The sequence below is a fragment of the Streptomyces sp. NRRL S-340 genome, assembly GCF_000720185.1.
Classification (GTDB): Bacteria; Actinomycetota; Actinomycetes; order Streptomycetales; family Streptomycetaceae; genus Streptomyces.
This window is the reverse complement of sequence record NZ_JOIY01000007.1, coordinates 99,712-123,673: the sequence shown is the minus strand read 5'-3', so window position 1 is coordinate 123,673 and position 23,962 is coordinate 99,712. Positions and strand designations below refer to the sequence as shown.

Genomic DNA, 23,962 nt, shown 5'->3' with positions numbered 1-23,962 from the left:
CGCGGCGCGGGCCCCCGGGCGCCCGAGCGAGGCAGGGCGCCTCGGGGACCGTGCGGGGCGGCGGGGCGTGCCGGGTGGCCCTACGGGACCTTCACCCACCGCGCCTGGCTGGGCGTGCCCCGGTCGTCGACCACGAACAGCATGTACCAGCCCGACTGCACCAGGTTCCGGTTCTTCGGGACCGTCACCGTGACCCTGTCGCCGGACGCGTGGAAGTCCAGCGCGATCGAGCGCTGGTCCACGTCCGTGACGTGGGTGGAGGCGCTCGGCCGGATCAGCCGGGCCTTCCTGATCACGGTGGCGTGCCGCGAGGTGAACGTGCCCGACGTGCCCCGCGCGAGGGTCCGCGGCCCGCCCGACAGCGAGGGCCGCGTGTCCCGGTACAGGTAGGGCGGTGTGTAGATCTCGATGCGCTGCTCGAACGTGCCCGGCCTGGTGCCGGCCTTGTCGCCGTAGAGCGGGTCGGAGCCGAAGAACATCACCCGGCCGTCGGGCAGCAGGATCGAGCCCGCGTGGTAGTCACGTCCCACCAGCGGGTCGGCGACCCGGCGGAAGGCGTTGGTCCGCGGGTCGTAGAGGCGGGCCTGGAGGATGTCCGAGTCACCGCGGCCCCGGTAGTCCCTCGAGCCGCCGGAGACCAGCACGGTGTCGTCGGGCAGGACCGAGGCCTGCGGGTAGCGGGTGCCCTCGTCCAGCGCCGGACCGTCGGTGAAGTGCGGGTGCTTCGCCTTCAGGCCGATGAGCCGGGTCTTCCTGCTGGACAGCCGGGACTCGCCGACCCCGCCGCCGCCGATGACCAGGAACCTCTCGTCCTGGGCGGGCGGCAGCAGCACCGTGCCGGACGTCTCCAGCATGCTCGCGTCGCTCATCCCGGGCAGCTCGGTGAACGCGTTGCTCCGCACGTCCCAGATCCCCGGCTTCCGGCCGACGTCGTCGGGACCGTACCCCGCGTTCGAACCGGAGTAGAAGATCCTGCCGTTCTGCATCAGGAACAGCGCCGGGTAGGTCGGGAACTGACGGACCTTCGGGGTGTACGTCCACTTCCGCGTGCGCGGGTCGAAGATCTCGTTCTTGCCGGGGACCAGCTGGCCGATGTCGTCGAGGCCGGAGACGCCGAGGATCCTGCCGTCGCCGAGCGTGGTGAGCGTCGGGTACCACCGGGCCTCGTGCATCGGGTCGGTCTTGATGTACTTCTCGGCGACCGGGTCGAACTCGTAGGTGTCCCGGATCCCCTGGAAGTCCTTCTTGTCCAGGGCGAGCTTCTGCGCGATGCCGTAGGTGTTGCGGGCGTCGGCGCCGGCCAGGCCCTGGATCCGGTAGTTGTCCTGGGTGCCGGTCTCGTAGCGGGCGCCGCTCTTCTGCGCCTCGACGTAGATCCGGCCGAGCCCCGCGGTGGTGCCGAGGAACTTCCCCGTCCCGCGGTCGAAGTTCTTCCGCGCGCGCGGCACGAGCACCGGGTCCCTGGAGACGAACGTCCTGCCGTTCGCCTTCCCGGTGAACCGCGTCCCGGCGGGCAGCGTGACCGGCTTGTCCGGGTTCTCGTTGTGGACGATCATCAGGCCGCCGGCCTTGGTGACGTCGCCCCTGAGCTTCTCGTACCGCTTGGTGCCGCCCGCGATCAGGATGCTGCCGTCGGCCAGTTGGGTGTGGCCGGTGCAGAACAGGTCGTTGGGCGTGGGCACCTTCCTGACGGTGCCCTTGACCGGGTCCCAGACGCGCGAGTCGAACTTCTTCGCGTCGAAGTTCGCCTGGTTGTTGCCCGAGCCCGCCACCAGCAGGACCTTGCCGGTGTGCAGCAGCACCGCGTGGATGGTGTCCTGCCGGTACTCCCTGGGGAACTCGACGACGTCCCAGTGCCCGTTGGCCGCCTTGTACCCGGGCTCGTCGATCCTGTACTGGTGATAGCGCGCCGTGCCGAAGCGGTAGAGCCACGGCCCGTTCGTCCCGGCCAGGGCGAGCACCACCACCGCCCCGATCCCGATCCGGCGGGCCCGGCGGAGGCCGGCCTGGTCCCTCATGCGTGACGCCCTCCCGCTCCGTGGCCCGCGTACGCCGGTGGCACGGCGTCCTGCGGGGCGTCCTCCGGCTCTGCCGCCACGGGCGCCGGAGCCGCCACCGGCCGGGCGGGCGCCGGGGCACGCCGGGCGCGCCGCAGCGACCAGCGCCAGAGGGCCACGGGCGAGACGGTGATGAGCAGGGCGAGCGCGGCCCAGACGAGCATCGCGGGGTGGGCGTGGCCGCGTGCGAGACCGGCCGCGATCGAGCCGCCGAAGACCAGGACGAAGAACCAGTGGACGCGGAACGTGCCGAACAGGGTGTCGGGGCTCGCCGACTCGCCCTTCGGTGTCACCACGAACCCGCTCCGGCGGCGCAGCGCCGCGTCCATCAGTGAGCGGGCGTAGACCGGCGCCGACAGCGCGGACATCACCATGCCGGCCACGCCGCCCGACCCCTCGGGCTCGTGCGGGGAGACGTTGTGCCGCCGGTTCCAGACGTACAGGCCGATCTGGAGCGCGGACGCGTTGCCGTACAGCATGAGCCACACGGCGGGGTCGATGTTCACGCCGGAGGCGCCGAGGCCCAGGAAGAGCGCGCAGCTCAGCGCGGCCAGGATCCAGTTCAGCGCGGACATCGGATAGAAGATGACCAGCATGGTGTAGTGGAGGAGCCGGCCCGGCGGCAGCGAGCCGAACCCCTTCCAGTACTGCTTGAGGATCGTCTCGTACGTCCCCCGGGACCAGCGCAGTTGCTGGGTGAAGAAGTCCGTCCAGGAGTTCGGCCCCTCGCCGACCGCGAGCACGTCCGGGGTGTAGACGGACTTCCACCGGCGGCCCGTGGCCGGGTTCTTCGCGCGGTGCATCTCGAACCCGGTCGCCATGTCCTCGGTGATCGAGTCGTACAGGCCGCCGATCTGCTTGACGGCGCTGATCCGCACGGCGTTGGAGGTGCCGACGAACATGGGCGTGCCGTAGCGGTTGCCGGCCCGCTGGATCAGCGCGTGGAAGAGGAACTGCTGCGACTCGGCGGCCTTGGTGACGAAGGTGTCGTAGTTGCCGTAGACCTGCGGGCCGACGACGAAGCCGACGTCCGGGTCACGGAAGTAGCCGAGCATCCGCTCCAGGTAGTTGGGCAGCGGGACGTGGTCGGTGTCGACGGAGGCGAAGAAGTCGTACTCGTCCCCGTGCGCCTGGAGCCAGGCGTTGTAGTTGCCGTGCTTGGTCCTCGCGCGGTGCGGGCCGCTCGGCCGGTTCCAGCGCTCGACGCCCTTGCGGGTGAAGTGGTGCACGCCCAGGCGCGCGCAGACCGCCTTCACCCCGGCGTCGTCGCCCTCGTCGAGCAGCCACACGTGCATGACGCCCCGGTGCCGCAGCCGGACGGCCGCCCGCAGGGTCCGCGCGACCATCTCCAGCGGTTCCTTGCCGGGTACGAAGGTGGTGAGGAAGGCGACGCGGGTACCGGCCTCCGGCACCACCGGGACCGGGTCGCGGGCGACCAGGGTGGCGTGCGCGTTGGACAGCACGTTCAGGCAGCGGAAGAACTCGATCAGACCGATCGAGACGAGCATGACCCCGTCGAGGACCGGCAGGAAGCCGTAGGCCGGGTGGTCCCGCTCGGTCCAGTGCTGCGGCCGCATCAGCCAGGCCAGCAGGACCAGGGAGAGCAGCGGCGCGGCGGCCGGCATCAGCGCGGCCCGCAGCCGGTGCGGCTCCTGCGAGAGCAGCGAGCGGTACTGCACCTGGTAGGGCCGGTCCGGGGCGGGCCGGGTGAGCGGTCCCGCCAGGCGGCTGTGGTGCTCGTAGTCGTATCTCGGCAGGGTGCTCCTGATCCTGCGGAGATCGCCGGTGGTGCTGCCGGTGCGGCGCGCCGGCCCCCGCGCCCGGGTCGTCTCGGACGCGTTCTGCTGGTGCCGGGCGCCCGGCGGCGTCGACGTCATGACTCATCCCCCCACACGCCGGTCAGCGCGTGTTGATCCGGTTCCGTACCGGTTGCATGGCTGCCCGCCTCCGCCGCCCTCGACGCAGCGGGACCCCTTTTCCCACGCATCGGGCAACTGGTTCAAACGATCTTTCGAAATCCCTCGCGCCCCGGCCGCACCGCTCCCGAGGGCCCCCGCCGCCACCCGCGACGCCCCGCGGTCTCCAACTGCCGTCGGCAGTCGGCATGGTGACGGCCAGAGTCCTGCGGCTCAGCGTGATCGCACCATGCCGAAAGCGGAGTAACGGCTCATATGGATGCGAGAGGGGCGGGCGCACAGGAGTGCGAGCGAGCGGGGATGGGGGCGGATGCGGGGCGACGTGGGGGCCTCGCCGTACGCGGCGCGGCGCGCGCGCAAAAGAAGACGGCGGTCGTGCTAGCGCTTTCCGCGAACACGACCGCCGTCGTCACCGTGCGCCGCCAGGGACTCGAACCCCGGACCCGCTGATTAAGAGTCAGCTGCTCTAACCAACTGAGCTAGCGGCGCCTGCTGACGTGGACAACTTTACAGGACGCGGTGAGGTGCCTGTGACCACGGCCGGGGCGGCGGACCTGCTCCGGAAGGCGTCGTTTCCATCATTCGGACCGTCAGACATGCGTATTTCCGGGCCGATTGTGACACTGATCAACGTGCACAGATCCGGACAAGTCCGTATGGAGTGTGACGTGGATCGCATGGAGCTCCCGGCTGACCGGCCGAATCGTTCCTTCCCCCGGCTCATCCAGAACGAGGCGACCACCGAGATCCCTCTCCACCTGCTCTTCCGGGACGATCCCGGCCCCGGCCGGCTCGACCGCGACCCTCCCGCGGCCGCGCTCCGGCCCGCCGTGGTGGGCAGCAGGCGCGGCACCGGCGAGCGGCCGCGCCAGCGCCGCCGGGTGCCCGCCCCGGCCGGCCCGGCGCCCGCGTCCGATCCCGGCCTGGTGGAGCGGCCGGCCCGGGTGCTGCCGGGTGCCGCCGGTGTCCTCGTCGGTGCGTGCGGGACGGCGGGCTGCGTGCTCACCTCCTGGTGGGCGGGGGTGCTGCCGCCGCTCGCCGCCCACGCGCTGCGGCTGCCGGCCGGTGCGGGCGCGGGGCTCGGCCTGCCGCAGTGGGCCGCGTACGCCGGGGCCGGGGCGCTCGCCCTGTTCGGCTTCGGCGGGCTGACCAGGGGGCGCTCCGGGCGGGCGTGGGTGCTCGGGCTGTTCGGCCGCTACCGCGGGACCGTCCGGCGTGCCGGGCTGCTGTGGATCAATCCGCTCCTGCCGCGCCGCGGCGTCGACGTGCGGCTGCGGCACTGGCGCAGCGAGCCGATGCCGGCCGCCGACGCGGACGGGATCGCGCTGCGGGTGGTGGTGCTCGTGGTCTGGCGGGTGCGGGACACCGCGCGGGCCGTGCTCGGGGTCGACGACCACGAGGCGTACCTGCGCGCGTGCGTGGAGGCCGCGCTGGCGCGGGTGACGGTGCGCGGTGCCGGGGGCGTGCGGGGCGCGGTGGAGGCGGCCGGGGAGGCGCTGACCCGGTGGGTGGCGCGGGAGGCGGAGCCGGCCGGTCTGGAGGTGTTCTCCGTCCGCCCGGCGCGTGTCGAGTACGCCCCGGAGGTCGCCGGCGCCATGCACCGGCGCGGTGTGGCCGCCCTGGACGCCCGCGACCGGGCCAGTGCCCTGACCTCGGTGGTGGACTCGGTCGAGGACACGGTGACCCGGCTGACCATGCGCGGGCTGGTCGATCTGGACGACGGCGAACGCAAGGTGCTGGTGCGGGACCTGACGGTGGCGTTCTGCGCCGGACGCCGGGAAACCATCCCGTGATTGGTATGGACATGTTCAAGTAGTCGCCATAGTCTGGTTCTTGGTCTAGACCAACGCACAGGTCCTGCTCACCGAACTTCCCCACACGTTCACCAGGAGCGACTTCATGCGCACCAAGGCCAAGCTGTACGCGGCCGTGCTGGGCCTGACCACCGCCGGAGCCCTCGTGCTCTCCGCCGGCGGCGCCAGCGGCCACGGGTACACCGACCTCCCCATCAGCAGGCAGCTCCTCTGCGCCGACGGCACGGTGCGGGGCTGCGGCGAGATCCAGTGGGAGCCGCAGAGCGTCGAGGGCCCCAAGGGCTTCCCGGCGCGCGGGCCGGCGGACGGCCACCTGTGCTCGGGCGGCCTGGACCGGTTCGGGCAGCTCGACGGCGCCCGCACCCCCCAGGGTGCCGCCTGGCCCACCACCAAGGTCACCGGCGGCCAGAGCTACACCTTCCGCTGGCAGTTCGAGGCACGGCACGCCACGACCGACTTCAAGTACTACGTCACCCGGCAGGGCTGGAACCAGGACCACGCCCTGACCCGCGCGGACCTCGACACGACCCCGTTCCTGACGATCCCCTACGGCGGCAAGCAGCCCCCGGCCACCCTCAGCCACAGCGGCACCCTGCCCAGCGGCCTGAGCGGCCACCACGTCATCCTCGCGGTCTGGACGATCGCCGACACGGGCAACGCGTTCTACGCCTGCTCGGACGTCACGTTCTGACCCCCCGGCCCGGCCCCGGGACCCGCCGGGCGCCCGCCCGGGAGCGGTCCGGCGGTTCTCAGAGCTTTCCTTGAGCGAGCGGCACGGCCGGCGTGGGTAGCCTCCCGTCCACGCCGGCCGATCACGGCCGCGCACGGCGCTCGGGGGGCTCCATGGAAACGCTCTTCTACATCGTCCCGGCACTCATGGCGGGCGGCGCGGTCTGCGTACTGGTCGCCGTCGCCCGGCAGGCGAGCCGCCTGCGGCGGGCCTGGCGCAGCGGCCTCACCGCCCAGGCCCGGTGCCTGCGGGCGTACACGGCCACCAGCGGCGGCGGCACGTCCGGGAGCGCCGGGATGCACCACGTGTACGAGTTCACCACGCCCGAGGGGCGCGCCGTGCGGTTCGCCGAGAGCGGCGGCCCGGCGACCGTCGTCGAGGGCGACGTCGTCACCGTGCGCCACCCGGCCGGGCAGCCGGAGCGCGCCACGGCGCACGCCCCCGCGCCGGGTCTGCTCGCGGCCGGCCAGGGCTGCGTCTGCGCGTTCCTCGGGGTGTTCGTCGCCGGGTGCCTCGCGTTCATGGCCGCCGTCCACGTGGTCTTCTCCGCGTCCGGCGGTCTCCTGCCGTGAGTGCCGGACGCGCGAAAAGCGGTGAGGCCGGTCCACGTCGTGTGAACCGGCCTCACCGTTGCGTGCGCCGCCAGGGACTCGAACCCCGGACCCGCTGATTAAGAGTCAGCTGCTCTAACCAACTGAGCTAGCGGCGCATGACTCCCGCCGTCCGCTTCCCGCGGCCGGCGACGAAGAAAATACTACCCGGTCCCCGGGGGTGCTCGTGACCACCACCGGGGACCACCGGGACGGGGCGCGGGACCGGTCCCTGACCCGGTCCCGCCGGCCCGCGGACCGGACGCGGGCGCGGGCGCGGGAATGCCGCCGAGGGAGGCCCGCCGGGCCCCGGCGGCCAGGTCACAGCACCGCGCTGAGGAACTCCCGCGTCCGCTCCTGCTCCGGGTCCCCGAAGATCTGCTCCGGCGGCCCGGCCTCCACCACCCGCCCCGAGTCGAACATCAGCACCTGGTCGGAGATGTCCCGGGCGAAGCCCATCTCGTGGGTCACGCACAGCATCGTGATGTCCGTGGAGCGGGCGATGTCCCGCAGCACGTCCAGGACGCCCGCGACCAGCTCCGGGTCGAGCGCGGAGGTCACCTCGTCCAGCAGCAGCACCTGCGGCCGCATCGCCAGCGCCCGGGCGATGGCCACCCGCTGCTGCTGGCCGCCGGACAGCTGCGCGGGCCGCGCGTCGCACTTCCCGGCCAGCCCCACCAGCTCCAGCAGCTCCCGCGCGCGGACCTCCGCCTCGTCCCTGGACAGGCCGAGCACCGTGACGGGAGCCTCGGTGACGTTCCGCAGCACCGACATGTTCGGGAACAGGTTGAAGTGCTGGAAGACCATGCCGATCTTCTTGCGGATCTCCCGGACCCGCTTCTCGGGCGCCGGGAAGAGCTGCTCGCCGTCGACCATGATGGTGCCCTCGTCCGGCCTGGTCAGCGTCATCAGCAGCCGCAGGATGGTCGTCTTGCCCGACCCGGAGGGGCCGATCAGCGTGACGTGCCTGCCGGCGTCCACGCGGAAGTCCAGGCCGTCGAGGACCGTGTGGTCGCCGAACCGCTTGGTCACGTTCTCCAGCCGGACCAGTTCGCCCCGCCCGGTCAGGGCGGCGGCCCGTTCCTGCCGGGCCCGGTGCACGGAGCCCTCCGGTTTCCCGGTGTTCTCGGGGGTCTCGGGATTCTTCGTGGCGTCAACGGACAAGACGTCGCTCCAGTGCTCGCAGGAGGAGGGAGGCCAGATAGGAAACGAGGACGAAGGCCACACCGATCACGGTCAGCGGCTCGGTGAACTGGAAGTGCTGCTGCGAGAACAGGCGCGCCTGCCCGAGCATCTCCAGCACCGTGACCGCCATCAGCAGCGGCGTGTCCTTGAGCATCGAGATGACGTAGTTGCCGAGCGCCGGGACCACGCGGCGGACCGCCTGCGGCAGGATCACCGCCGTCCAGGTCCGCCGCCGCGGCAGGTTCAGCGCCGTCGCCGCCTCCCACTGGCCGGCGGGCACCGCCTCGATACCGGCCCGGTAGACCTGCATCGTGTACGTCGAGTAGTGCAGCCCGATCGCGAAGACACCGGTGGTCAGCGCGGAGAACGTCAGGCCCCACTCGGGCAGCACGTAGAAGAGGAAGAACAGCTGCACCAGCAGCGGGGTGTCCCGGACGAACTCAGTGACCACCCCCACCGGCCAGCGCACCCACCGGGTCGGCGCCCGCATGAGCAGCGCCCACACCAGCCCCAGCACGAACGAGATCACCGAGCCGAGCACCAGCGCCTGCAGCGTGACGAGCAGACCGTCCCACAAGTGCGGCAGGAAGTCGCGTACGGCGCCCCAGTCCCAGTTCACGCCGCACCACCGCCGACCGGTGTGCCCACGGGTTCGGGCGACGTCACGGCCCCGCCCCGCACCGCCTTGCCGACGCCCCGCTTCAGCCGCTTCTCCAGCCCGCGCATCAGCCGGGTCAGCGCGAACGCGATCACGAAGTAGATGAGCAGGATGTACGTGTAGATGTGGGCGCTCTCCTGGAGCGCGAGCCGCACCAGGTTCCCGCTGAACGCCAGGTCGCCCATGCCCATGACCGACACCAGCGAGGTGCCCTTGAGCAGTTCGACCAGCAGGTTGCTGAACGGCGGGATCATCTCCGGCACCGCCTGCGGCAGCAGGATCAGCCGCATCCGCTGCCAGGGCGTGAAGCTGAGCGCGACGCCGCCCTCACGCTGCGCCGGGTCGACGGAGTTCAGCGCGCCGCGCACGATCTCCGAGCCGTAGGCCCCGTAGGTCAGTCCCAGCGCGAGCGTGCCCGCCCACATCGGCACCAGCTGCCAGCCGAAGGCGGGCGGCAGCACGAAGAACACCCAGAAGATCATCACCAGTGCGGAGGTCCCGCGGAACACCTCGGTGTAGAAGCCCGCCACGAAGCGGACGATCCACAGCCGGTGGGTGCGGGCGACACCGACCGCGAAGGAGACGGCGCAGGCCAGCAGTGCGCTGAAGAACAGCAGCTGGACGGTGATCCACACGCCCTGGAGTACGAGTTCCCACAGTCCTGTCGTCATCCGCCGCACAGCTCCTTCGCGGTCAGATCCGTCATCTCGTCCCGCGAGAACCCGAAGGGCTTCAGGATCCGGAACAGCTCGCCGCTCTTCTTCAGCCGGTGCAGCTCGGTGTTGAAGGCGTCCCGCAGCTTCGTCTCGGTCGGCCGGAAGGCGAAACCGCCGCCGTCGACGTGCGGCTTGCCCTTCACCAGCGGCGCGAACGGCTTGGTGGCCTCGGCCTTCGAGGACTTCCTCACCACCTCGCGGGTGGTGAGCGCGGTGCCGGCGAAGACGTCCACCCGGCCGGCCTCGACGGCGTTCAGCCCCGCCACCTGGTCGGGCACGATCAGGATGTCGCTCTGCCGGTACCCGGCCTCGACCGCGTACTGGATCTCCGCGTAGCCGGTCCCGGTGGCGAACCTGGCCTGCTTCGCCACGACGTCCCGGTAGTCGTGCAGCCCCTTCGGGTTGCCCTTGCGGACGATGAACGAGTCGAGCATCCGGTAGTCGGGATCGGCGAACAGGACCTGCTCGCAGCGGTCGGCGTTGATGTACATCCCGGCGGCCACGACGTCGAACTGCTGGGAGTTCAGACCCGGGATCAGGGAGCCGAACTCCGTGGGCACGGGCTGCACCCGGTCCACCCCGAGCCGCTTGAAGATCACCTTGGCCAGCTCGGGCGCCTCGCCCGTCACCTTCCCGTCCTTGCCGATGTACCCGAACGGGATCTCGCCCGCGATGCCGAGCCGTACGACCCCCTGGGCCCTGAGCCGGTCCAGGAGGTCACCGCCCCCGGCGGCGGACGCCGTGGCCACGCGGCTGCACCCGGCCGCGCCGAGCGCACCGGCCGCCGCGACCCCCGCGAGCAGCGACCGGCGGCTGGGCCGCCCGGGTGTCCGTCTGCCTCTTCCAAGTCCATGTGGTGGAGCCATGAGCGCGCCGCTACCCAAGCGAACCGAAGTTATGCGAAGCAAAATCGGCGCCCCGCTGGGTACCCGCACCGCGACGGCTCCCGGCCACCGCCCCCCGGCGGCCCCCCCACGGCGGGTCCCCACGGCAGCGCGACCGCACCAGGAAGGCAGGACATGACCGCACTCGGATTCCTCTACCCGGGCCATTTCGCCGAGGACGACTATCCGCGCATCGAGCAGCTCCTGGGCAGTGACATCCGGGTCGATCTCGTCCACACCGGGATCGGTGAGGACGCGTACCGGCTGGAGGCGCTGCGCGGGACCGGCGCGGTCGACCAGGTGGCGCGCAGCGTGGAGGGGCTGCGGCTGTCCGGCGCCGAGGCGGTGGTCTGGGCCAGCACCAGCGGCAGCTTCGTGCACGGCTGGGACGGCGCCCACCAGCAGGTGCGCGCCCTGGCCCGGGCGGTCGGCATGCCGGCCTCGGCGACCTCCTTCGGCTTCGTGTACGCGGTGCGCGAGATCGGGGCGCGGCGGGTCGCGGTCGCGGCGACCTATCCGCAGGAGGTGACGGCCCTGTTCACCGAGTTCCTGCGGGCCGGGCAGGTGGAGGTGGTCGCCGAGCACAGTGCCGGGGTCGCCGGCGCGGCGCAGGCGGCGGCCTGGGACGAGGCGGAGATCCTCGCCCTGGCGCGCGCGGCCGACACGCCGGACGCCGAGGCGGTCCTCCTGCCGGACACCGCCCTGCACACCGCCTCCCACATCGCGGTCCTGGAGAAGGACCTGGGCAAGCCCGTCCTCACCGCGAACCAGGTGACCGTCTGGGAGGCGCTGCGGCTCACCGACCGCCGCGTCAACGCCCCGGGGCTGGGCGCGCTGTTCACCCGGGAACCGATCGTCCAGGTATGAGGTTCGTATGAGCTTCGCGTGACGTCCGCGGGAGACCGGTTCGAGGCCGGGACGGGGCCCGCGCCGGGTTCGGGCCGCGCTTGCGGGTGCTCTCGCACAGGCGTTACCTGGAGATGTCCGGCGGTGCGGCGAGAACGTCCCGGGCCCGGCCCGGGCACGCACCGGCACACCGGCGGTACCCGCCGGTCCGTGATCGCGTCCGCGTGTCCTCCCGTGTCCCGCGCCCGTGTCCCGCCCGGGTCGCGGTCCGTCGTCGCCGCTGTCGTGGAGCGATGACGCGGAGGTGACCGAAGGTGAAAGCCGTCGTCTACGAAAAGCCCTTCAACGTGACGGTGCGCGATGTCGACGATCCGCGGATCCAGCATCCCAACGACGTGATCGTACGGGTCACGTCGAGCGCGATCTGCGGGTCCGACCTGCACATGTACGAGGGCCGCACGGCCGCCGAGGCGGGCATCGTCTTCGGCCACGAGAACCTCGGCATCGTGGAGGAGGCCGGCAGCGGGGTGACCTCCCTGGCCGAGGGTGACCGGGTCGTCATGCCGTTCAACGTCGCGTGCGGGTTCTGCAAGAACTGCCTCGCCGGAAAGACCGGGTTCTGCCTGACGGTCAACCCGGGATTCGCCGGCGGCGCCTACGGATACGTCGCGATGGGTCCCTACACCGGTGGCCAGGCCGAACGCCTGCGCGTGCCCTTCGCCGACTTCAACTGCCTGAAACTGCCGCCGGGGGAGGAGTTCGAGACGGACTTCGTACTGCTCGCCGACATCTTCCCGACCGGCTACCACGGGTGTGAACTCGCCCAGGTCATCCCCGGCGAGTCCGTGGCCGTCTTCGGTGCCGGACCGGTGGGGCTGATGGCCGCCTACTCGGCGCTGCTGCGCGGCGCGTCGAAGGTGTTCTCGGTGGACCGGGTGCCCGAGCGCCTGGCCAAGGCGGAGGAGATCGGGGCCATCCCCATCGACTTCACCAAGGGCGACCCGGCCGGGCAGATCAAGGAACAGACGGGAGGCGAGGGCACCGACAAGGGCGTGGACGCCGTCGGCTACCAGGCCCAGTCGCACAAGGACGCGAGCCACGAGGAGCCCGCCGTCGTCCTCAACACGCTCGTCGAGACGGTACGGCCCACCGGCATGCTCGGCATACCGGGCCTGTACGTCCCGTCCGACCCGGGCGGGCCCGACGAGCACGCCAAGCACGGCCAGCTCCTGGTCTCCATCGGCAGGATGTTCGAAAAGGGCCAGCAGATGGGCACCGGCCAGTGCAACGTCAAGCGGTACAACCGCCAGCTGCGTGACCTGATCATCGCCGGGCGGGCCAAGCCCAGCTTCGTGGTCTCGCACGAACTGCCGCTCGACCAGGCTCCGCAGGCCTACGAGAAGTTCGACAAGCGGATCGAGGGCTACACGAAGGTCGTCCTCCACCCGGGACACGCCCTGGCGGCGTGAGGAGCGCGCCCCGGCACGCACGGCGGCCCCCGCGAGGGGGCGTAGGCGGACGCGGGGAAGAGGAGGCGTACGGAACGCAAAGCAGGATGTGAGGAGCGCCGCGGAAATAAACGGGGACTGTCTCCTGTTGTCGCCGGGAAGAACGAGCACGGCCAACCAGCAGGAGGCACCCCGTGGCGGCAGACGAGATCCGAGGCGAGGGACACGGCACCGCACCCGTACCCCTCTCCGTCCTGGACCTGGTGACGGTGGGCGCCGGGCACACCGCCGGTGACGCCCTGCGCACCAGCGTCGAGCTGTCCCGCCTCGCCGAGCGCCGCGGCTACCACCGGTACTGGGTCGCCGAGCACCACTCCATGCCCGGCGTCGCCTCCTCCTCACCGGCCGTGATCCTCGCCCACCTCGCCGCCCACACCGACCGCATCCGCCTCGGCTCGGGCGGCGTCATGCTGCCCAACCACGCCCCGCTGGTCATCGCCGAGCAGTTCGGCACCCTGGAGGCCATGGCTCCCGGCCGGATCGACCTCGGTCTCGGCCGCGCCCCCGGCACCGACGGCGCCACCGCCGCCGCCCTGCGCCGCACGGACCACCTCAACGAGGGCGCCGACGACTTCCCCCAGCAGCTCGCCGAGCTGACCCGCTTCCTCGACGACGACTTCCCCGACGGCCACCCCTACCGCCGTATCCACGCCGTCCCCGGCCCCGTCCAGGCCACCTCCCCGGGCGGGGTCCAGTCCCCGCACCGCCCGCCGCTGTGGCTGCTCGGCTCCTCCGGCTTCAGCGCCCGGCTGGCCGGCATGCTCGGCCTGCCCTTCGCCTTCGCCCACCACTTCTCCGCGCAGAACACGGTCCCGGCGCTCGACCTCTACCGCGAGTCCTTCCGGCCCAGCGCCGTCCTGGACGCCCCCTACGCCCTCATCGGCGTCGCCGCCCTCGCCACCGACGAGGAGCGCGAGGCCCGGCGCCAGGTCCTGGCCGCCGCGCTCAACATGGTCCGGCTGCGCACCGGGCGCCCCGGACTCGTCCCCACGCCCGAGGAGGCGGAGGCGTACGAGTTCAGCCCGATGGAGCGGGACTTCATCGCCTCCTGGAACGCCAACGTCATCCACGGCACGCCCGACGAGGTCCGCTCGGGTCTCGACGACCTCCAGAAGCGCACCGGCGCCGACGAGCTGATGATCACCAGCAACGCGCACAGCGGCGACGTACGCGTCCGGTCCTACGAACTCATCGCCGACGCCTACGGGTTGCCCACCGCCTAGCCGGGGCGGGCGCCCGCCGCGCTCCCGCCGCGACCGGAGTCCGCGCGGAGGCTCACGGCGCCCGGGGGCCCGGGGGCGCTCGCAAGTGCTCAGTGGCGCCCGCAGGCGTGGCCGTCCAGCAGTTCGGAGATGCGGTCCGGTGACACCGGGCGGGAGTACAGCCAGCCCTGCCCGGTGTCGCAGCCGATGCGGCGCAGCCGGCTGGCCTGGTCGGAGGTCTCCACGCACTCGGCGGTGACGGTGAGCCCCAGCCGGTGGGCGAGCTGGATCATCGCCTCGACGATCACCTCGTCCGCGGGGCTCGGCGCCTGGCCCGTCTCCTGGGCCGCCCCCTCGCACGGCTGCCCGTACTGGAAGCCCCGGACGAACGAGCCGTCCAGCTTCAGGACCGACACCGGCAGCCGGCTGAGGTAGGCGAGGTTGGAGTAGCCGGTGCCGAAGTCGTCGATGGCGATGTGCACGCCCATGTCGCTCAGCGCCCGCAGCGCTTCCAGCGGCCGTCCCGCCGAGCCCATCACCGCGGACTCGGTCAGCTCCAGTTGCAGCAGACCCGGCGCCAGTCCCGTCTCCGCCAGCACCTGGGCGACGTCCTCGACCAGGTCCGAGTCCCACACCTGGCGGACCGCGACGTTGACGCTGACGAAGATCGGCGGCTCGTCCGGGTGGTCGAGCTGCCAGCGGCGGGCCTGGCGGCAGGCGGTGGCCAGGATCCAGCGGCCCAGCGGCACGATCGAGCCGTCCTCCTCCGCCAGTGTGATGAACCGATTCGGCGTCAGGACGCCGAACTGCGGGTGCCGCCAGCGGACCAGTGCCTCCACCCCGCGCAGCCGCCCGTCCTCCATGGCGACCAGCGGCTGGTACTCCAGCGTGAACTCGCCCCGCTCCACGGCCGCGCGCAGCGTGGACACGAGCGCCTGGCGGGTCATGCGGTGCGCGTTGCGCTCCGGGTCGAACAGGGTCCAGCGGGCCCTGCCGTCCGCCTTCGCCCAGTACAGGGTCGTATCGGCCGCCTGCATCAGGGCGGTGGCCGACGTCCCCGCCGCCTGCCGTTCGACCACGCCGATCGACGCCGACACCGACAGCCGCCGGCCGGAGATCTCGAACGGCGCCTGGAGGGCGGTAAGCGCCGACTCGGCCAGGTCGGCCAGTTGTTCGGTCCCGGTGGAGTCCTCCACGAGCAGCGCGAACTCGTCCCCGCCGAGCCGGGCCACCAGCGGCGTGCTGCCGCGCCCGTGACCGGCCTCGTCCGCGCAGCCGGTCAGCCGCCGCGCCACCGCCGCGAGCAGCCGGTCGCCGACCCGGTGCCCCAGCGTGTCGTTGACCGCCTTGAACCCGTCCAGATCCAGGTAGCACAGGCCGATCCGGCCGGTTCCGCCGCGCTCGTACGCCTCCGCCTCCAGGGCGGCCGACAGCCGCTCGAAGAACAGGGTGCGGTTGGGCAGCCGGGTCACCGGGTCGTGCATCCGCAAGTGCCTGAGCCGGGCCTGGAGTTCGCGGCGAGCGCTGACATCGGCGACGGACAGGAGCAGGGCGCCGGGGGCGTGGGGCGCGAGTCCGCGGGGGGCATCGGGCGCCGGTTCGTGGGTGTCCGCGTGTCCGGCGGAATTCTCCGGCGGCAGGGGCGCGACCGTGACCTGGGCCCACAGCGAGCGGCCGTCGGGCTGCTTGAGGCGGCGGGTGCAGCGCAGCCGCGCCTGCCGGCCCCGCAGCACCTCGCGGTAGGCCTGCCAGGTGCGGGCGTCGGAAGCGAGGCCGACCAGGTCGGCGGCCACCTGCCCGGCGAGTTCCTCCGGGGACGCGCCGACCAGCACGCCGAAGGTGTCGTTCGCGCTGACGACCAGGCCCTCCCGGTCGAGGACCGCCATCGCGAGCGGGGCGGCGTCGAAGACCGACCGGAAGGGCTGTGGGACCGGGGCGGAGCCGGAAGCCGGGGCGGGGGCGGCGGGGGAAGCCGCCGGGGAGTGGACCGTGCCGGTGAAGTACGGCGGCGAGGACCCGGGTTCCGCCATTGGGGTGAATCCGGGCTCCGGGCCGCGGACCGGGCTGAGCACCGGCGCACGCTCCGGGGCGTGCTCGCAGGTGTGTCCCGACGCTGGTTCCGTGGCGGCACACTCGCCGACGCCGACCACGGGCGGTTCGGCACCCGCAGCCGTCGTTAGATCACTCTGTGTGACTTTCGGCTGCATGCAGTCTGCCGTGGGCGTCGGCCCTTCGGACGTTCCGCTCACCGCTCGCTCCCGCAGTGCACTCGGTCTTCGTATCGGTCTCGTCGGGTGGCCGGCCGAAGGGGAACGGCCGCCCGGCCCGTGTCCGCGCAGGAAAGTGCCAGGAAAGTGTGCCGATCATAGAGGCTGGCGCGGTGCCCCTTCCAGCCGTTCACCGTTTCCGCCCGGCGTGCGCCCCTCCTGCCAGATCGTTTCTGCCCACACCTGGACGGGTTCTTCAGGGGCGCGACCACTTGTGACGTTCCGTGAGCGGGCTGGGGGTGCCGCTCCCGTGGGGACGGTGCGGCGCCACGGCTCCGCAGGCCGTGAACGCAGGCCTCGTGTGCGTCCGGTCACCCTTGCGATCACCCTTCCGGTGCAGACAAACAGGGCGTACTCCTCCAAACTCCCACAGGCTGGGTTCGGTGTCCCCGCGAACCGCACCCGGAGGTCCCTGTGCCGCGTCAGCTCCCCCTGAAAGCGCTCGGCCGTGACGCTTTCCAGGCGCTGAGCCGTGCGCGCACCCGCCCCCGACTGCGGAGCACCGCCGCGGTGTTCACCACCCTCTCGGCGGTCGCCGCCACCTCGATCCTGAGCGGTCCCTCGGTCGCCGAGCCCTTCTCGACCGCACCCTGCGCGCTCCGCAGGACCGACGCCCACCACTCCGAGGGCGTCGACACCTGGAACCCCTCCTACGTCCGTCCGGCCAGGACGCTCGACGCCGTGATGGTCTTCCTGTCCTTCCCCGACTCCGCCCCGCTCGCCACCCCGGCCGAACTGGCCGCCGACCACTTCCCGGCCACCAGCCGGTTCTACCGCCAGGCCTCCTACGGCAAGTTCACGCTGCGCCCGCATCCGCTGCGGCACTGGATCCGCATGCCGCGGCCGTCCACGGCGTACGCCATGCACCGCGACTGGGACGCCGAGGACCGCGCGGCCTACCTGCGGGACGCGGTCGCCGTCGCGGACCCGGAGGTCGACTTCTCGCGCTACGACATCGTCTACCTCGTGGCCGACCCGGACGCGCCCGGCGTCGACTCCGACGCCACGAAGGTCATCAACCTGAACACCCCGCTGCGGGCCGACGGTACGGACATCCGGCGGGTGGTCACGGTGTTCGAACGGCACCCGCCGGACCGGCTGGTGCTCGCCCACGAGACGGGGCACGTCTTCGACCTGCCGGACCTGTACCACCGGCCGGCCGACGACAAGGGCGACTGGGACACGTACGTCGGCGACTGGGACCTGATGGGCAGCCAGTTCGCGCTCTCGCCCGACCTGTTGGCCTGGCACAAGTGGAAGCTCGGCTGGCTCGACCCCCGGCAGGTGACCTGCGTGCGCGGCAGCGGGCCGACCCGGCTGACGCTGGAGCCCGTCGAGGCGGGGCCGCCCGGCACGGAGGCGCCGGGGCCGGGGGAGGCCGACTCGGGCGCGGCCGGGGCTCCGCTGTTCGGGCTGGGCGGCGGGACGAAGCTCGCGGTGGTGCGGACCGGGAGCGACCAGGTGCTGGCCGTGGAGGCGCGGGCCCCGGTGGGCAACGACGTCACCGGGTGCCGGCCGGGGGTGCTGGTGTACCGGGTGCGCGGTGACGCCGAGTCCGGGGGCGGAGCCGTACGGGTGCTCGACGCCCATCCGCACACCAGCGCCTGCGCGGACAGCTCCGTCTACCCGCCGCTCGCCGACGCGCCCGTCGACGTGGGGGAGAGCTACACCGTGCCGGGAGACGGTGTCCGGGTGGAGGTCGAGGACCGCACGGCCTCGGGGGCGTACACCGTGAGGATCACACCGGGCTGAGGAGCGGGGCGAAGGCGGTGGCCGCACCGGGGCCGGGGGAGAACGAGGAAGGCGATACGTGCTCGCTCTCGCGAACCCGTATCGCCTTCGTCATCGTGCGCCGCCAGGGACTCGAACCCCGGACCCGCTGATTAAGAGTCAGCTGCTCTAACCAACTGAGCTAGCGGCGCCTGCTGACGTCGTAGACATTAGCATCCTGATCGGCGGGAGGAAAAATCGAAATCCGTACGGCCGACCGCGCCGCCCGTACGGCCGCCCACACCAGGATCTCGGGGCCCGGCAGCCACGGGTGACGGGTGTCCGGCGCGACCAGCCAGCGGGAGGCGGAGCGCACGGCGGCGCTGGAGCCGACGGGCGCCGGGACGGTCACGGCGTCGCCGTTGCCGTGGCACAGCAGCGGTGGCACGCCGCCGGTGCGGCCGCCGCCGTCCTTCCGGCCCCGGGAGCCCCACTCCTCCCACTCCAGCAGCGAGGGCAGCCGGTGCGCGGTGCCCGGCGAGGCGAACAGCAGCATCCGCCCCCGGTGGACGGCGACCGGTCCCGAACCGGGCCCGTCCTCCCAGAGCCGGTCCAGCATGCGGCGGCCGAAGACCGCGGGCACGTTGACCACGTCGAAGACCGAGCCGCAGGGCAGCACGACCGGTGCGTCGGGGCGCTCGCGCCAGTGGGCGAGCGTGCTGCGGGGGTACGTCCCGGCGGAGGCGAGCCATGCGGCGCCGTCCGCGGTGACACCGGTCACCTTGGTGACACCCGTGATGTCGGTGATACCCGTGAGCGCCGTGACGTCGGAGGCGCCGACGGGGGTGCCCGCGGGGGTGCCGGCCCCCGCAGGGGCGCACCGGCTGCCGGTCGCGAGTTCGGGGTGGGCGGGGGAAGGGCGTGTCCCTGTACGGCTCATGACTGTTACGTCTACCGACCGTCAGGGCCCGCTTCCACACGGTTGCGGGAAATCGGGACACGAAAGGGCCGAAGGGAGTATCTTGCCCCGCTGGCATATGCCAGCAGGTAGTGAGCGAAGGGGGCCGCGGGGAGCCTGGGCGGTCAGACGGGGTCGGCGGGGTTGGCGTGCGCGCTGCCCTCGGCGCCGCGCAGCAGGTCCCGTCCGAACTCGACCATCTTCTTGGCGTAGTCCTCGGTCCACTCCGCCCGCTCGGCGATGTCCGCCGCGCTCAGCCGGTCGAAGCGGCGCGGGTCGGCGAGCTGGGCCGCGGCGACCGCCTGGAACTCCACGGCGCGGTCGGCCGCCGCGCGGAACGCCAGCGTCAGCTCGGTCGCGCGCTCCAGCAGCGCCCGCGGATCGTCGATCGACTCCAGGTCGAAGAAGTGCTCGGGGTCGGCGGCGGCCGCGGCGGGCTCGAAGAGCAGGGGCGCGGGGCGTAGCCGCGGTTCGTTCCGACGCGGCGTGGGCTCCGCCATGTCTCGTCCTCCTCGTACGGTTTCCGGTGGCGCCCTCCTCTGGAAGGCCACCGTCCATTGTCTCGCGCATGCGCAAGGGGCCGGGCGGTCCCTGCCCATCCCCGGACCTTCTCAAGCCCGCGCGCCCGCGGGATGTTCCCGCGCGCCCCCGGGTCCCGGGTCAGGGCCGCCAGGAGATCCGGTGTCCGTACGGGCGGGCGAGGAGGGCGGGGCCGGTTTCCCGGCGGCCGTCCGGGCTGTGCCGGTCGCCCGCCTCCGGCGGGGAGGGGGGGGTGGCAGTCGGCGCCGGGTCCCCGCCGGATGGTCGCGGGCGTCGTCGGGCACGCGGCCGGCCGGGCGTCTCGGTGTCGGGGGCCGGGTCCCGGGTCAGGGCCGCCAGGAGATCCGGTGTTCGTGCAAGCGGGCGAGGACGGCGTGGTTGGCCTCCCAGCCCTGGGAAAACAAGATCACCAAATTTGGACCCCAGGGCTCCGGTAACGGAAGGTGAGGCTATGTCCAGTGCACGTCTCTTGCCCGGTATGCGAGTCCTCAAGGTGCGGCGTATCAGCCGTGACACCGAGGACAGCTCCGCCCTGCTCCGCCAGGGGGAGGAGTTGGACCGCGCGACCGAGGAAGCCCGGTTCACCGTGGCTGGAGAGGTCGAGGATGTCTGTGTGTCCGGCGCGGTCAACCTGGACGACCGGCCGAAGCTCGGCCGATGGATGAAGGACCCGCTCTGGCACGAGTGGGACGCGATCATGGTTACGTCGCTGGACCGGATCACCCGGGATCAGCACCACTGGGACAGGTTCGCGGAGCGTTGCCACAAGGGCGGCAAGGAAATCGTCTGTCTCGATGATCCGAGCCTGGACATCCACACGCCCACGGGCCGGATGATCGCCTACATCAAGGCGACCCAGGCACAGGAGTACCGCGAAGCGATCGTGAGGAAGCGTCGGAATCAGACGCAGTACTACCGTGACGCGAGCCTGTGGGGCGGCGGCACCTGGCCCTTTGGCTACCGGCCTGTCTTGGTGGATCACCACGGCAAGCAACGCTTCAAGCTCGTGATTGACCCGGTGACCGGTCCTCTCGTCCGTGAGGCGTACGAGCGAATCGCGGAGCAGGGATGGTCCATGGGTCAGCTCTGCACCGACTGGAACTCCCGTCCCCGGCACGTCGCGGAATGCGTCGACCAGGGCAGCGAGACGCCGCAGTGTGACTGCCCGCGCGGAGTTCTGACCTCTCAGGACTACCAGCGGAGCATCAACGCCCAGGAGAGCAAGGCGGGCGTCAAGACGCACATCAAGGGCACCAAGTGGAGCACGTCCACCCTCGGCAAGATCCTGAAGAAGCCCACGCTCAAGGGCGTGGCAATGCACAAGGGTGAGCCGCTGCTCAGGGACGGATTGCCCGTGCGATGGGCTGACCCGATCCTGACGGACGAAGAGTTCGACAAGCTACAGATCGCCGTCACCGATCTGGGCAAGTACAGGGCGGGCATCAAGTCGAACGCCTCGCCCATGACGGGAGTCTTGTACTGCCCGTGCGGCATGAAGATGTACGAAAACAGCTCCCTGGTGAAGCTGAGCACGGGGGACACGAAGAAGCACAAGTACTTCCGCTGCGCCTCTTGGTCCAACGGTGACGCTTGCCAGTTCTCCACGTCGTGGCACCAGGATGAGATCTACCAGGCCGTAGAGGAAGCGTTCCTCTCCAAGCTGGGAGACGAGTACATAACGGAGCGCTCGTACGTGCCCGGCAAGGACAACAGGCAGCAGATCAAGGAACTGGAAGCGGCCATGGAGAACCTCTCCCAGGCCATCGCCCAGGCTTCTTCCGCCGCCGCTGTCACGGCGCTCACGGCGACGCTTGAGCGCCACGCTACGAACCTCGCAACGCTTCAGGAAGAGCCCTTCGTCCCAGGCCGCTGGGAAGAGACGAGCACCGGCCAGACCTACCGCGCCAAGTGGCAGCAGATGGCCGACTGGAAGGAGCGAGGCCCGTTCCTCCGCAAGGCCGGTTTCCGGATCTTCCTCGTAGGTAGCCCCAGGGCTGGCCTGTCCATCGGCCTCATCACCCCGAAGGATCTGCAAGAGCGGGCGAGTGGCGCTCTGCAAGGCAACTGGGCGTCGAGCGAGGGCGAAGAGTACGAGCGGGGCGCTCACGCGGCTTTCTGTAGCTTGCTCGCTGATCAGCTTCACCAACTGACCGATCTGGAGGAACTGAAGCAGGAGAAGTACAGGGATGACTTCGACCCCGAGCCGTAGCCATCCCGCCTGACCCCTCCCAGGACCCCGGGCTTGTTCCGGGGTCCTCCCCTTTGTTTAGGAAGTGCGAATGACTGAGACTCCGTGGCCCCGCCGCCTGGTTGCTGCGACCCATGACGTGAAGACCGAGTGGACCCGAGCCCTGTTCGATGCCTTCGGACCGGGTGGCCTACTGGCCCGAGAGGCACCCGAGTTCGGGCGTGAACATCTGCTGTGGGCCCTGGCCCAGCTCCGGCATACGAACGGCCGGACCGGCCTGATGTTCACCGGGGATACGACGATCGCGGATGAGCTGGGCTACAACACGAACGACCACCCTGGGAAGAGGTGCCGGGACGTGCTGACGCGGCTCGGGTTCTTCACCCAGCAGGGCAAGCAGGGGCGAGCGGCGAAGCTGCGTTTGTCAGTGCCCCTGGTGCTGCTGGACGCCGAGGACGCCTACCCTGCGCTGGCGAACTCCGTGGACGACGAGGTCATCACCGTGGCCGACACCATGCCGAGCAAGCCCAGGAAGAAGGCAGCGCCGAAAAACGGAGCGTCACGGCCGGCTGAACCCTCCGAGACGGGAAGCGTCGAGGTCTGCCCAGTTCACCCGGGAGGAGACTGCCCTGATCCCACCGACCCGTTCAGCGCGGCGCCACCCTGGGGCCCGGTGGTCTGTCGAGCTGCCCTTGGCGTCTAGCGTGCTCATTTTCCCGTTGAACCAGGGACTTAGTTAGTAGTGGGTAGTACGTAGCTCATAGAGCGTAGGTAGTAGTGAGTAGGGGCCCCTCTGCCGGGGCCCTCTCTCATTTCCTGTTCAGTTCAGGACCTTTGGGGTCCTGAGTGAGCCAAGGCAAGTGGAGTTAGGCAACTGGTTGCCAACGACACCTAGGGATTCTCGGCCATGGAAGCGTCTTCCAGGGAGGCGCGTACATCTAGGACGGAATCTGCTTCGGTAATCTCAAGCACCCGTTGAAACTGCGGTGCGGGAGCAACGAGCCGAAGACTGGTCTGTGAATGAACGCGAAGCAGTAGATTCAAGAATGTCGAGTCTCCGAAGGTAACCCCGGCGACGTCCAGCACCACAATCGAGTGCTTTCGCGCGGCGGTCTCCAGCGCATCGGCGAGGGGGGTGATCGTGTTCATGTCGTAGTCCCCGTGAGCGACGACTACCCACGCTCCGTTCAGCTCGTACTGAACAACGCCAGCGGACGCGGGAGCGGCCCCGCTGAGCTGCGGCTCTGCCTGCTCACCATGCCTCTCACCTTGACTCATGGGTAGCAGTATGCCTGACGGGACACGGCGCGACGAGAGGTCTCTTGCCCTCCCGCAACTGTTCACACACTCGTGACATGCGTCTCATTCACTGATGGTGCTGTCCCAGCCGGGACGCTTTGACACCGACATCTGTAGTGAGAGCAGGTTTCCTATGGTGTCCGTCTCACTTCCCCCTCGTGGGGGCAGATTCGCGCGACAGGACACATACATCAATAGTGAGAGCCCATCTCACGGGACTTGATCGACCCCGGCCGACTTGGCCGGGGTTTTCTTTATGCCTGTTGTCGCGCATTCCTGCATGACTGGAATGGAGTCATCAATGTTTGATCGTCATTTCTTCGCTGCCCGCCGTGCGGCTCTAGGGCTTTCCGTAGAGGCCCTGGCTGAGCGAATGCGCGTAGCCCCGTCCACAGTGCGCCGCTGGGAGTCCGGTGAGACGTGTCCGAGTCTTCGCACTCTTGCACTAGCCGCCAGGCATCTCCGTATCCCACTGTCCTCACTCATGAGTGAGACAAAGAGTAACCGGGCTGCCTAAACCCGAATTCTTAGTTAGGAGGTGTCGCAATGAGCGACGCACAACCGACCCCCCAGGCCATGCCGGCCGACCCTTCCCCTTCGGTCCGAGCCGAAGTCGAGCGGGAGTATTCCGGGAAGCTGGCACGGGCTGAACTTAAGGGCTACGCCGCCCAGGCCGGAATCACTCTCCCGGATGGATTCACCGAATACCTGGATGGTTCCAAGCTGCTTGGTGAAGACGGCAAGCCTTCAGCCGAGGCCATGGACAAGGCCCTTGCGCCTTTCAAACCCAAGGACCCGGCCTTCCCTCATCTTGTCGGCTCCGGCCCAAACCGCGGTGGCGGCCCTCTTCCTGAGCCCCGCCGCGTTTCTCTCGACGTTCGTAAGCGATAACTA

Annotated in this window: 21 protein-coding genes and 3 tRNA genes; 11 read left to right on the top strand and 13 right to left on the bottom strand. The window is 70.8% G+C overall.

Going from position 1 to position 23,962, the window contains the following annotated elements:
• Positions 1-80 precede the first annotated feature (80 nt).
• The 3 genes from IG64_RS07020 to IG64_RS07010 all read right to left on the bottom strand — a co-directional run bounded on the left by IG64_RS07020 (position 81) and on the right by IG64_RS07010 (position 4,462).
• Entirely contained in the window at positions 81-2,018 is a 1,938-nt protein-coding gene (locus IG64_RS07020) for a kelch motif-containing protein (protein ID WP_037853203.1), read from the bottom strand.
• Positions 2,015-3,934, bottom strand: coding sequence for a glycosyltransferase family 2 protein (locus tag IG64_RS07015; RefSeq protein ID WP_037853201.1), 1,920 nt, complete (start codon positions 3,932-3,934; stop codon positions 2,015-2,017). The genes IG64_RS07020 and IG64_RS07015 overlap by 4 nt, the downstream gene beginning before the upstream one ends.
• Before the next feature lie 454 nt (positions 3,935-4,388).
• Positions 4,389-4,462 (bottom strand) — tRNA-Lys (locus tag IG64_RS07010).
• A 188-nt stretch (positions 4,463-4,650) separates the two neighbouring features.
• On the opposite strand from IG64_RS07010, the gene IG64_RS07005 reads away from it, so the two are divergent.
• The 3 genes from IG64_RS07005 (at position 4,651) to IG64_RS06995 (ending at position 7,089) form a co-directional block, all read left to right on the top strand.
• Positions 4,651-5,766, top strand: a complete 1,116-nt coding sequence (locus IG64_RS07005; protein ID WP_037853198.1) for an SPFH domain-containing protein — start codon at positions 4,651-4,653, stop codon at positions 5,764-5,766.
• Positions 5,767-5,872: 106 nt separating this feature from the next.
• Complete coding sequence (locus tag IG64_RS07000) at positions 5,873-6,478, top strand: lytic polysaccharide monooxygenase auxiliary activity family 9 protein (protein WP_037853197.1); 606 nt, start codon at positions 5,873-5,875, stop codon at positions 6,476-6,478.
• Positions 6,479-6,630: 152 nt separating this feature from the next.
• Positions 6,631-7,089 carry a DUF3592 domain-containing protein gene (locus IG64_RS06995; protein ID WP_037853194.1) on the top strand — a complete coding sequence of 153 codons (459 nt, stop codon included), beginning with the start codon at positions 6,631-6,633 and terminating at the stop codon, positions 7,087-7,089.
• A gap of 63 nt (positions 7,090-7,152) precedes the next feature.
• Here the strand turns inward: IG64_RS06995 and IG64_RS06990 are convergent.
• From IG64_RS06990 to ehuB, 5 genes are all read right to left on the bottom strand, one after another.
• Positions 7,153-7,226: transfer RNA gene (locus tag IG64_RS06990), tRNA-Lys, on the bottom strand.
• Between the two features lie 202 nt (positions 7,227-7,428).
• Positions 7,429-8,208 (bottom strand): ectoine/hydroxyectoine ABC transporter ATP-binding protein EhuA, encoded by a 780-nt coding sequence (gene ehuA, locus IG64_RS06985; RefSeq protein WP_051812451.1) that lies wholly within the window; start codon positions 8,206-8,208, stop codon positions 7,429-7,431.
• Positions 8,209-8,260: 52 nt separating this feature from the next.
• Positions 8,261-8,911 carry an ectoine/hydroxyectoine ABC transporter permease subunit EhuD gene (gene ehuD / locus IG64_RS06980; protein ID WP_037853184.1) on the bottom strand — a complete coding sequence of 217 codons (651 nt, stop codon included), beginning with the start codon at positions 8,909-8,911 and terminating at the stop codon, positions 8,261-8,263.
• Complete coding sequence (gene ehuC / locus IG64_RS06975; protein ID WP_037853182.1) at positions 8,908-9,621, bottom strand: ectoine/hydroxyectoine ABC transporter permease subunit EhuC; 714 nt, start codon at positions 9,619-9,621, stop codon at positions 8,908-8,910. The genes ehuD and ehuC overlap by 4 nt, the downstream gene beginning before the upstream one ends.
• On the bottom strand, positions 9,618-10,532 hold the full coding sequence (ehuB, locus tag IG64_RS06970) for an ectoine/hydroxyectoine ABC transporter substrate-binding protein EhuB (RefSeq protein WP_037853180.1): 915 nt from the start codon (positions 10,530-10,532) through the stop codon (positions 9,618-9,620). Before ehuB ends, ehuC begins: the two co-directional genes overlap by 4 nt.
• 153 nt (positions 10,533-10,685) lie before the next feature.
• On the opposite strand from ehuB, the gene IG64_RS06965 reads away from it, so the two are divergent.
• The 3 genes from IG64_RS06965 (at position 10,686) to IG64_RS06955 (ending at position 14,127) form a co-directional block, all read left to right on the top strand.
• On the top strand, positions 10,686-11,417 hold the full coding sequence (locus IG64_RS06965; protein WP_037853179.1) for an aspartate/glutamate racemase family protein: 732 nt from the start codon (positions 10,686-10,688) through the stop codon (positions 11,415-11,417).
• Between the two features lie 293 nt (positions 11,418-11,710).
• Positions 11,711-12,865 carry a glutathione-independent formaldehyde dehydrogenase gene (locus IG64_RS06960; protein WP_037853177.1) on the top strand — a complete coding sequence of 385 codons (1,155 nt, stop codon included), beginning with the start codon at positions 11,711-11,713 and terminating at the stop codon, positions 12,863-12,865.
• A gap of 173 nt (positions 12,866-13,038) precedes the next feature.
• Entirely contained in the window at positions 13,039-14,127 is a 1,089-nt protein-coding gene (locus IG64_RS06955) for an LLM class flavin-dependent oxidoreductase (RefSeq protein ID WP_037853175.1), read from the top strand.
• Positions 14,128-14,216: 89 nt separating this feature from the next.
• On the opposite strand, the gene IG64_RS06950 is transcribed toward IG64_RS06955, so the two are convergent.
• The gene (locus IG64_RS06950; RefSeq protein WP_420709885.1) at positions 14,217-16,313 is read right to left on the bottom strand and encodes a putative bifunctional diguanylate cyclase/phosphodiesterase; all 2,097 of its coding nucleotides are present in this window, start codon (positions 16,311-16,313) and stop codon (positions 14,217-14,219) included.
• Positions 16,314-16,787: 474 nt separating this feature from the next.
• Between IG64_RS06950 and IG64_RS06945 the strand changes: the two genes are divergently transcribed.
• Positions 16,788-18,125: a M6 family metalloprotease domain-containing protein gene (locus IG64_RS06945; protein ID WP_037853169.1), complete on the top strand. Its 1,338-nt coding sequence runs from the start codon at positions 16,788-16,790 to the stop codon at positions 18,123-18,125.
• A gap of 96 nt (positions 18,126-18,221) precedes the next feature.
• Here IG64_RS06945 and IG64_RS06940 read toward each other — a convergent pair.
• The 3 genes from IG64_RS06940 to IG64_RS06935 all read right to left on the bottom strand — a co-directional run bounded on the left by IG64_RS06940 (position 18,222) and on the right by IG64_RS06935 (position 19,541).
• Positions 18,222-18,295, bottom strand: a tRNA-Lys gene (locus tag IG64_RS06940).
• Positions 18,286-19,023 carry a bifunctional DNA primase/polymerase gene (locus IG64_RS37875; protein ID WP_078883836.1) on the bottom strand — a complete coding sequence of 246 codons (738 nt, stop codon included), beginning with the start codon at positions 19,021-19,023 and terminating at the stop codon, positions 18,286-18,288. Before IG64_RS37875 ends, IG64_RS06940 begins: the two co-directional genes overlap by 10 nt.
• Before the next feature lie 143 nt (positions 19,024-19,166).
• On the bottom strand, positions 19,167-19,541 hold the full coding sequence (locus tag IG64_RS06935) for a hypothetical protein (protein WP_037853157.1): 375 nt from the start codon (positions 19,539-19,541) through the stop codon (positions 19,167-19,169).
• 518 nt (positions 19,542-20,059) lie between these two features.
• Here IG64_RS06935 and IG64_RS06930 point away from each other — a divergent pair.
• Entirely contained in the window at positions 20,060-21,790 is a 1,731-nt protein-coding gene (locus tag IG64_RS06930) for a recombinase family protein (RefSeq protein ID WP_037853156.1), read from the top strand.
• Between the two features lie 118 nt (positions 21,791-21,908).
• A complete protein-coding gene (locus IG64_RS06925) occupies positions 21,909-22,472 on the top strand; it encodes a hypothetical protein (protein WP_158771488.1) in 564 nt (187 codons plus the stop codon).
• A 188-nt stretch (positions 22,473-22,660) separates the two neighbouring features.
• On the opposite strand, the gene IG64_RS06920 is transcribed toward IG64_RS06925, so the two are convergent.
• Complete coding sequence (locus tag IG64_RS06920; RefSeq protein WP_037853147.1) at positions 22,661-23,047, bottom strand: STAS domain-containing protein; 387 nt, start codon at positions 23,045-23,047, stop codon at positions 22,661-22,663.
• A gap of 277 nt (positions 23,048-23,324) precedes the next feature.
• Here IG64_RS06920 and IG64_RS38415 point away from each other — a divergent pair, with 277 nt between their 5' ends.
• Positions 23,325-23,585, top strand: coding sequence for a helix-turn-helix transcriptional regulator (locus tag IG64_RS38415; RefSeq protein ID WP_324609560.1), 261 nt, complete (start codon positions 23,325-23,327; stop codon positions 23,583-23,585).
• Positions 23,586-23,614: 29 nt separating this feature from the next.
• Positions 23,615-23,959 (top strand): hypothetical protein, encoded by a 345-nt coding sequence (locus IG64_RS41055; protein ID WP_158771486.1) that lies wholly within the window; start codon positions 23,615-23,617, stop codon positions 23,957-23,959.
• Positions 23,960-23,962: the final 3 nt, after the last annotated feature.

What these genes read in the sequence shown, in the direction of transcription:
- IG64_RS07005 (WP_037853198.1), top strand. Translation starts at nt 4,651, where the DNA reads ATGGAGCTCCCGGCTGACCGGCCGAATCGTTCCTTCCCCCGGCTCATC.
- ehuC (WP_037853182.1), bottom strand. Translation starts at nt 9,621, where the DNA reads ATGACGACAGGACTGTGGGAACTCGTACTCCAGGGCGTGTGGATCACC.
- IG64_RS06920 (WP_037853147.1), bottom strand. Translation starts at nt 23,047, where the DNA reads ATGAGTCAAGGTGAGAGGCATGGTGAGCAGGCAGAGCCGCAGCTCAGC.
- IG64_RS07020 (WP_037853203.1), bottom strand. Translation starts at nt 2,018, where the DNA reads ATGAGGGACCAGGCCGGCCTCCGCCGGGCCCGCCGGATCGGGATCGGG.
- IG64_RS41055 (WP_158771486.1), top strand. Translation starts at nt 23,615, where the DNA reads ATGAGCGACGCACAACCGACCCCCCAGGCCATGCCGGCCGACCCTTCC.
- IG64_RS38415 (WP_324609560.1), top strand. Translation starts at nt 23,325, where the DNA reads ATGCCTGTTGTCGCGCATTCCTGCATGACTGGAATGGAGTCATCAATG.
- IG64_RS07015 (WP_037853201.1), bottom strand. Translation starts at nt 3,934, where the DNA reads ATGACGTCGACGCCGCCGGGCGCCCGGCACCAGCAGAACGCGTCCGAG.
- IG64_RS06935 (WP_037853157.1), bottom strand. Translation starts at nt 19,541, where the DNA reads ATGGCGGAGCCCACGCCGCGTCGGAACGAACCGCGGCTACGCCCCGCG.
- ehuB (WP_037853180.1), bottom strand. Translation starts at nt 10,532, where the DNA reads ATGGCTCCACCACATGGACTTGGAAGAGGCAGACGGACACCCGGGCGG.
- IG64_RS37875 (WP_078883836.1), bottom strand. Translation starts at nt 19,023, where the DNA reads ATGAGCCGTACAGGGACACGCCCTTCCCCCGCCCACCCCGAACTCGCG.
- IG64_RS06950 (WP_420709885.1), bottom strand. Translation starts at nt 16,313, where the DNA reads ATGCAGCCGAAAGTCACACAGAGTGATCTAACGACGGCTGCGGGTGCC.
- IG64_RS07000 (WP_037853197.1), top strand. Translation starts at nt 5,873, where the DNA reads ATGCGCACCAAGGCCAAGCTGTACGCGGCCGTGCTGGGCCTGACCACC.
- IG64_RS06930 (WP_037853156.1), top strand. Translation starts at nt 20,060, where the DNA reads ATGCGAGTCCTCAAGGTGCGGCGTATCAGCCGTGACACCGAGGACAGC.
- IG64_RS06995 (WP_037853194.1), top strand. Translation starts at nt 6,631, where the DNA reads ATGGAAACGCTCTTCTACATCGTCCCGGCACTCATGGCGGGCGGCGCG.
- IG64_RS06965 (WP_037853179.1), top strand. Translation starts at nt 10,686, where the DNA reads ATGACCGCACTCGGATTCCTCTACCCGGGCCATTTCGCCGAGGACGAC.